General features: G+C 73.7%; 6 protein-coding genes. 4 read left to right on the top strand and 2 right to left on the bottom strand.

Translation table 11 applies throughout. The features are described 5' to 3' along the window. Nucleotides 1-58 precede the first annotated feature (58 nt). Nucleotides 59-640 carry a MarR family winged helix-turn-helix transcriptional regulator gene (locus tag ACFXOZ_RS35795; protein ID WP_380594085.1) on the bottom strand — a complete coding sequence of 194 codons (582 nt, stop codon included), beginning with the start codon at nt 638-640 and terminating at the stop codon, nt 59-61. Between the two features lie 154 nt (nt 641-794). Here ACFXOZ_RS35795 and ACFXOZ_RS35790 point away from each other — a divergent pair, with 154 nt between their 5' ends. The 4 genes from ACFXOZ_RS35790 (at nt 795) to ACFXOZ_RS35775 (ending at nt 5,547) form a co-directional block, all read left to right on the top strand. Then, the gene (locus ACFXOZ_RS35790) at nt 795-2,096 is read left to right on the top strand and encodes an MFS transporter (protein WP_380594083.1); all 1,302 of its coding nucleotides are present in this window, start codon (nt 795-797) and stop codon (nt 2,094-2,096) included. A gap of 220 nt (nt 2,097-2,316) precedes the next feature. Beyond that, nucleotides 2,317-3,933, top strand: coding sequence for a dolichyl-phosphate-mannose--protein mannosyltransferase (locus ACFXOZ_RS35785; protein WP_380594081.1), 1,617 nt, complete (start codon nt 2,317-2,319; stop codon nt 3,931-3,933). Beyond that, nucleotides 3,912-4,757, top strand: a complete 846-nt coding sequence (locus ACFXOZ_RS35780; RefSeq protein WP_380525229.1) for an ABC transporter permease — start codon at nt 3,912-3,914, stop codon at nt 4,755-4,757. Before ACFXOZ_RS35785 ends, ACFXOZ_RS35780 begins: the two co-directional genes overlap by 22 nt. Before the next feature lie 205 nt (nt 4,758-4,962). Then, the gene (locus ACFXOZ_RS35775; RefSeq protein ID WP_380407709.1) at nt 4,963-5,547 is read left to right on the top strand and encodes a TMEM165/GDT1 family protein; all 585 of its coding nucleotides are present in this window, start codon (nt 4,963-4,965) and stop codon (nt 5,545-5,547) included. Nucleotides 5,548-5,622: 75 nt separating this feature from the next. Here ACFXOZ_RS35775 and ACFXOZ_RS35770 read toward each other — a convergent pair whose 3' ends face one another. Continuing rightward, a complete protein-coding gene (locus ACFXOZ_RS35770) occupies nt 5,623-6,759 on the bottom strand; it encodes a peptidoglycan-binding protein (protein WP_380594079.1) in 1,137 nt (378 codons plus the stop codon). Between the last annotated feature and the right edge of the window lie 131 nt (nt 6,760-6,890).

Raw genomic sequence — 6,890 nt, 5'->3', positions numbered from 1 at the left:
CGCCGGGGGAGCACCCCCGGCGGGCCGGACTCCGTCGTTCCGGGCCCGCTACCGCGGCTCAGGCCAGGTCGGACGTGCGCCCGAGCGCGTCCGGCTGGCTCTCCTCGATCCGCCGCAGCATCCGGGCCAGCAGGCCGGACAGCGCGGTGCGCTCCTCGCCCACGACGTCCTGCAGCAGCTCCTCCTCGAACACCGCGGCCATCCGCATCGACTCCAGCCACTTGTCGCGGCCGTTCTCGGTCAGCTCGATGATCACCCGCACCCGGTTGGACTCGTCCCGCTCCCGGGTGACCAGGTCCTCGGCCACCATCCGGTCGATCCGGTGGGTCATCGCGGCCGGGGTGAGCCCCAGCCGCTTCGCCAGCTCGCCCGGGCCCAGCCGGTAGGGGCTCCCGCTCACCACCAGCGCCTTGAGCACCTCCCACTCGGCGGAGGTGATCCCGAGCACAGTCAGCTGCCGGTCGTACGCGACGCCCATCCGCCGGGAGACCCGGTTGAGGGTCTGCACGATCGTCTCGACCTGGGGGTCGACGGTGGGGAACTCCCGCTGGTAGAGGGCCACTTGCTCGGCGATGCCGAACTCCAGGGGAGTGGTCCGCGGGGGCTTGTCGGCAGCCGGCGACGGCTTGTCCGTAGTCATGCGGACCAGTGTCGCACGGGCGTGCACTCCTTAAGCCTTTGACTCCGCAGTCTTCCGGTGCTAAGACTTTATCTCGGCAGAGTTTAGGTCTGAAATCTTCTGGGCTTAAGAGTTCCAGTGGAAACAGGAAGGGATGTGCACGGTGATCGGCACGGTGAAGCAGCAGAGGCAGCAGCGACGTGGGGCGGGCGGCCCGCTGCGCCGCGTCCAGATCGGCAACGCGCTCAGCGCGTTCGGCAGCGGGTTCACGATGCCGTACATGTTCGTGTACGTGGACCAGGTGCGCGGGCTGGGTTCGCTGGCGGCCGGGATGGTGTTCACCGTCTTCGCGCTGGCGGCGCTCGCCGTCCTCCCGTTCACCGGGCGCGGCATCGACCGGTACGGTCCCCGTCCGGTGCTGCTGGCGGGTGCGGCCCTGGCCGCCACCGGCGCGTTCGCCTTCGGCCAAGCCACCGGCACGCCGGCCCTGCTGGTCTCCTCGTTCCTGTTCGGCGCGGGTGTCACCACCTGCCAGCCGGCCCTCGCCACGATGATCGTCCGCTGCTCGACGGCCGCGACCCGCTCGCACGCCTTCGCGCTGCAGTTCACCCTGGTCAACCTGGGCATGGGCATCGGCGCGCTGGTCGGCGGGCAGATCGTGAACGTCGCCGACCCGGCCAGCCTCACCCGGCTGTTCACCATCGAGGCGGTCACCTTCCTCGGCCTGGCCCTGGTCACCGGCACCGCCCGGATGCCGAAGGCCCAGCTGAGCGCCGTCCAGGACGCGGCGACCGGCCCGACCGGCCTGCGCGCCCTGCTCGCCGACAAGGCGATGGTGCGGCTCAGCATCCTCGCCGGGCTGATCTTCTTCACCTGCTACGGCCAGTTCGAGTCCGGTGTCGCGGCCTTCGCCACCGACACCGTCGGCACCGCGCCGTCCACCCTGGGCCTCGCGATCGGCGCCAACGCGGTCACCATCGTGGTGCTGCAGATGTTCATGGTGCGGATCACGGCGCGCCGCCGCCGCACCACCGCGATGGCCGCGGCCGGTGTGGTCTGGCTCGGCGCCTGGGGGATGGCCCTGGTCGCCGGCCTGATCCGGACCGAGACCATGGCCGCCACGGTCGCCATCGTCTCGATCTACGCCCTGTTCGGCGTCGGCGAGTCGCTGCTCGCGCCCACCATGGGCCCGATGGTCGCCGACCTCGCCCCGGCCCGGCTGCTCGGCACCTACAACGCCGGGTACGCCCTGGTGAAGCAGATTGCCATCGCGGTCGGCCCGGCCGTCGGCGTGCTGCTGGTCGGCTCCGGCACCTGGCCGCTCTACCTCGCGGCCATGGCGGGCTCGACGCTGCTGATCGTCGTGCTGGCGCTGCGCCTGCGTCCGTACCTCACGGCCGAGCAGGACAACGCGGCCCCGGCCGTGGTCCGCACCCCGGCCCCGGTCCGGGGGCGGGAGCTGCAGACCGCCGCGTGACGGCGGGCGGCCGAGCGAATCGGCCGCTTGTGCGGCCATGTGTACAGCCGCTCGTACGGGCGCCGACCAGGTCACCTGGTCGGCGCCCGTCGCGCTTGGCTTCCCGGGCACCGCCACATAGTGTCAGTGGCTGTTGACCGCCCGGCCCCGGCCGGGGCAGCAGACCCGGGCCCGGTGCAGCAACCCCCAGGGCCCCGCAGACAGGCGAATCGGCGAGGCTATGACGCAAGCGGCGCTCACGCACCCCCCGGCGGTCCAGGCCACCGCCGAACCGGACCCGGCACCGGCCCCGCGCGGCCTGCTGCGCTGGGCGGCCGACCGTTCCGGCTGGCTCGGCCCGATCGGCGTCGCGCTCTTCGCCGGCCTGCTGCGGTTCTGGAACCTCGGCTACCCCAACGCCTTCGTCTTCGACGAGACGTACTACCCCAAGGACGCCTGGTCCCTGCTCCAGCAGGGCTTCGAGGGCACCTGGCCCGACCACGCCAACGCCGACATCCTGGCCGTCCCGCAGTCCGTCCCGCTCAGCTCCGCGCCCGAGTTCATCGCCCACCCGCCGCTCGGCAAGTGGGTGATGGCGGTCGGCGAGCAGCTGTTCGGACTGCACCCCTTCGGCTGGCGGTTCATGACCGCACTGCTCGGCACCCTCACCGTGCTGATGCTGGCCCGGATCGGCCGCAGGCTCTTCGGCTCCACCCTGGTCGGCTGCACCGCCGCCCTGCTGATGGCCGTCGACGGCCTCCAGCTGGTGATGAGCCGGGTCGGCCTGCTCGACGGCATCCAGATGTTCTTCGTGCTCGCCTCCTTCGGCGCCCTGCTGATCGACCGCGACCACGTCCGCGCCCGGCTCGCCGGGGTCACCGACGGCGACGGGGTGCGGCTCGGGTGGCGCCCCTGGCGGATCGCCGCCGGGGTGCTCATCGGCGCCGCCTGCGCCGTCAAGTGGAACGGCGCCCCGATCCTCGCCGCCTTCGGCGTCCTGACCGTGCTCTGGGACCAGTCCGGCCGCCGCGCCGCCGGCGCCCGCCACCCCTGGCGCTCGATGCTGCGCCGGGACGCCGTACCCGCCCTCCTCGCCATGGTCGGCTCGGCCGTGGTGGTGTACGTCGGCGCCTGGAGCGGCTGGCTGGCCGGCGGTGCGAACGGCGGGGGCGGCTACGACCGGCACTGGGCGGACGGCCGCGCCGGGCTCTCCCCGGACCACGCCTTCGGCATCCCGCTGCCGCAGGTCCCGATGACCTGGGTGCCCGCGCCGCTGCGCAGCCTGTGGCACTACCACTCGCAGATGTACGACTTCAACACCGGCCTGAGCACCCCGCACACCTACCAGTCCAACCCCTTCGCCTGGCTGGTCGACGGCCGCCCGGTCTCGATGTACTGGGAACAGGTGCCGACCGGGTCGCGCGGCTGCACCGCCCCCGGTGGCTGCGCGGCGCAGATCCTGGGCCTGGGCACCCCGTTCCTGTGGTGGGCGGCCTGCTTCGCGCTGGTCTACCTGCTGTGGCGCTGGTTCTTCCGCCGGGACTGGCGCTCGGGCGCCGTGCTGTGCGCGGTGGCCGGGATCTACCTGCCCTGGTTCCAGTACCAGGAGCGGACGATCTTCTCCTTCTACATGGTCGTGCTGGTGCCGTTCCTGTGCCTGGCCGTCGCCCAGATGCTCGGTGCGATCCTCGGCCCGGTGGGCTGCAGCCCCCAGCGCCGCCGGTACGGGGCGATCGGGGCCGGGCTGATCGTGCTCGCGATCGTCGGCTGCTTCGCCTTCTTCTACCCGCTGTACACGGCGGAGGTGATCCCGATGTCGTCCTGGCAGGACCGGATGTGGTTCACCAGCTGGATCTGATGCCGCTGTCCCCGTGGTCGCCGCCGTCGGCACCCGTACCGCTGGCGGCGTCCGGCGCCGGGCAGCTGCTGCCGGTCACCCCGGTGCTCGGGGTGGTCACCGCGGTGCTGCTGCTGGCCGCCGTGGCGGTGGCCGGCCGGGGTCTGCTCGGCCACGGGCGGGCGGTGGCGCGGGCCGGACTGCGGGCGGTCGTCCAGCTGGCCGCCGTCGCCGCGGTGATCAGCTGGGTGGTCGCCTCGCTCTGGTGGTCGGCGCTGTTCGTGCTGCTGATGTTCACGGTCGCGGTGCGCACCGCGGGCCGGCGGATGACCCCGGGCCCCGGCTGGGTCTGGGCGGCGGCCCCGATCGGCGCCGGGGTGCTGCCGGTGCTGGCCCTGCTGCTGGCCGTCGGGCTGCTGCCGCTCAAGGGCCTGTCGGTGATCCCGGTCGCGGGCATCCTGATCGGCGGCGGGCTCACCGCGACCTCGCTCGCCGGCCGGCGCGCCCTGGACGAGCTGCGGCAGCGGCGCGGCGAGGTGGAGGCGGCGCTGGCACTGGGCTTCGAGGAGCGGGACGCCCGGCTGGAGATCTGCCGTACGGCGGCCGCGACCTCGCTGGTCCCGGCGCTGGACCAGACCCGCACCGTCGGCCTGGTCACCCTGCCCGGCGCCTTCGTGGGGATGCTGCTCGGCGGCGCCTCGCCGGTGCAGGCGGGCGCGGTGCAGCTGTTCGTGCTGATCGGGCTGCTGGCGGTGGAGTCGGTGGCGGTCGTGGTGGTGCTGGAGCTGGTCGGGCGGGGTCTGGTGACGGCCGACGCCGGGCCGGGCGGCCACGGCGTCGGGTAGGCTGGAGCGCGTTGAAGGGGAGTAGCCCTCCACCGGACCGTCGACATACTGGCCCCCCAGGGGCCCGGCGCCCGGGGCACCGCTCGAATGGCGGCTGCCGGCGAGACCTTCGGCCGCAGTGCTGTGACCATTTCCAGTGCTGTCGGGCCGAAGCGTCCCCTGACGGACCTGCGGAGGCCGGACAGCCGACCGAGGGGTTCCTCCGATGAGTTTGACCGTTGCCGCGTTGACGTTCGGCATCATCTTCCTGGCCGAGCTGCCGGACAAGACCGCGCTGGCCAGCCTGGTGCTCGGCACCAAGTACCGGGCGAGCTACGTCTTCGCGGGCGTCGCCGCCGCCATGCTGCTCCAGGTGGTGCTGGCGCTGGCCGCCGGGCACCTGCTCTCGCTGCTGCCGCACCGCTGGGTGGAGGGCGTCACCGGAGCGCTGTTCCTGGTCGGCGCGGCGATGCTGCTGTTCCACGGCGGTGAGGACGAGGAGGGGCACGCGGCCAAGGAGCCGTCCTCGAACCGCTTCTGGAAGGTGGCCGGGACCAGCTTCGCGGTCGTCGCGGTCGCCGAGTTCGGCGACCTGACCCAGATCATGACCGCCAACCTGGCCGCCAAGTACGCCGACCCGCTGGCCGTCGGCCTGGGCTCCTGGCTGGCGCTCTGCGCGGTCGGCGGGATCGCCATCGTGGGCGGGCAGAAGCTGCTCAAGTACGTGCCGATGAAGCTGATCGTCCGGGTGGCGGCGGCGATCATGGTGGTGCTGGCCGGGGTCAGCATCTTCGGGGCGATCACCGGCTGACGCCGGTCAGCAGGTGGTGCGGGTGGCCGGAGGTGGGACCGGCCGACGGCGCGGCCGCCTCCCGCCCGGCCCCGCTCAGCAGCCGGGGTCGGCGGTGAGGGCGGCCTGGGTCTTGGGGCCGTAGACGCCGTTCTCGCCCTTGATCCGGTTCTGCCGCTGGTAGTCCTGCAGCGTCGTCTGGGTCCACCAGTCGAAGGTGCCGGTGACGAGCGACTTGTCGACGAATCCGCACCCGGCGCCGACGAGCAGTTGCTGCATCGCCTTGACGTCGGGCCCGCTCATTCCCATCTGGAGCAGCCGCGGGGTCTGCGACGGGGTGGGCGTGAGCGTCGGGGTGGGCGTCGGCGTGGGGGTCGGCGTCGGTGTCGGGGTGGGGGTCGGAGTGGGTGTCGGCGTGGGGGTGGGGGTCCTGGTGGGGCTCGGTCTGGCCGACCGGGTGGCGCTCGGGCTGGGCGTCTCGGGGGTCGGCGTGGGGTCGCTGGGCGCCGGGGCGGCCACGGTCGGCGGCTCCACCGGGGCGGGGGCGAGCGAGGTGGTGGGCGCCGGTTCGGCCCGACGGGTCGGCTCGGAGGACGGCGTCACGGCGTACGCGAGGCCGACGGTGAGCGCCAGCAGTCCGGCGCCGACGCCCGCGATCAGGCCCTTGCGCCCGGCGAGGGGGCCGCGCTCGGACTGCTCGGCGGCCCGGCGCGCGGCCCGTCCGCCGGTGGGGGCGGAGTCGGGCCCGGGGGCCCCGCTGTCGAACGGGAAGTAGCCGAGCTCGTCCCCGGACGCGTCCGGGCCGGGCCGTCCGGCCGGCGGGACCGCGGGCAGGACGGTGGTGGCGCCGTTGCCGTACGCGTCCGGTGCGGGGCCCGGGACGGGCGGCAGGACGGTCGTCGCGTAGGCGTCCGCGTCCGGCCCGAGCGGGGGCGTGGCCGGCGGCTGCATCTGCTGTGCGTGCTGGGCCTGCTGCACCGGATGCCTCATCGGCTGTGCAGGCTGTGCAGGCTGTGCCGGCGCGACCGGGGGCAGCACGGTGGTCGCGAACGGGTCGGCCGTCAGCGGCGGCTCGTCGGCGACCTGCTCGGGCGCCTGCGGCACGTACGGGCGGACCAGCGGCGGGCCCTCCAGGTGCGGGAGGACGGTGGTCTCGTCGAGGCTCCGGTCGGGGAGGCAGCTGCACCCGGTGGAGCGTGCGGTGCCGCACGTCGGGCAGTGCTGGTCCGGCATCGGCCGGTCCTCCTCGGTTCTCGGGTCTCGCGATCGGGCCTGATTATGCAGGACGTCCCGGAGGGGGGACAGGGGCGTCCGGCCCCCGGCGGGGGTGTTGTGCCGGTTGGTGGTGGTTGGCCCCGGGGGAA

Source organism: Kitasatospora sp. NPDC059160, from assembly GCF_042755465.1.
In the GTDB taxonomy this organism is placed as follows: Bacteria; Actinomycetota; Actinomycetes; order Streptomycetales; family Streptomycetaceae; genus Kitasatospora.
Note: the sequence above shows the minus strand (reverse complement) of the source record. Positions and strands in the feature narration are given on the sequence as shown.